1 pseudogene is annotated in these 603 nt (G+C 59.9%); it reads right to left on the bottom strand.

Annotation, left to right across the window (positions count from 1 at the left end):
* Positions 1-51: 51 nt before the first annotated feature.
* Positions 52-603, bottom strand: a pseudogene (locus ACM9LZ_RS25960) (IS3 family transposase); the annotation flags it as partial.

The raw sequence follows: 603 nt of genomic DNA, 5'->3' as shown, positions 1-603 counted from the left end.
GCCATCTGGGGAATTTTCAAATGCCACTTCTGGGGATTTCTATTTCGCCCTTTACAACACGCCCAGGGTGGAATGAGGTCGAATATTGTTGTAGTCGTCGCGCCAGTCAGCCAGCACCTAGCGGGCGTGCCGCAGACCGTGGAACAGGGTTTCATTTAGGCATTCATCGCGCAAGCGTCCGTTGAAGCTTTCCACGAACGCATTCTGGGTGGGCTGGCCGGGCTGGATGTAATGCCACTCGACCTGATGGGTTTGCGTCCAGGCCAGGATTGCCCTGGAAATGAACTCGCTGCCATTGTCGCTGACAATCACCTGCGGTTTGCCGCGTGTGGCGATCAGCGCGTCCAGCTCTCTTGCCACCCGCTTGCCGGACAGCGAGGTGTCGGCCACCAGGGCCAGGCATTCGCGTGAGAAATCATCCACAACGGCCAGGATGCGGAACCGCCTGCCATCACTGAATGCATCCGACACGAAATCCAGGCTCCAGCGCTGGTTGGGAGCCTGGGGTACATTCATCGGCGCCCGTGTGCCCAGTGCCCGTTTACGACCCCGCCGCCGACGCACCGCCAGCCCTTCCTCACGGTAAATCCGCAGCAGCTTCTT

The sequence above is a fragment of the Niveispirillum fermenti genome, from assembly GCF_048066175.1.
Classification (GTDB): Bacteria; Pseudomonadota; Alphaproteobacteria; order Azospirillales; family Azospirillaceae; genus Niveispirillum; species Niveispirillum fermenti.
This window is presented reverse-complemented; position numbering and strand designations above follow the sequence as displayed.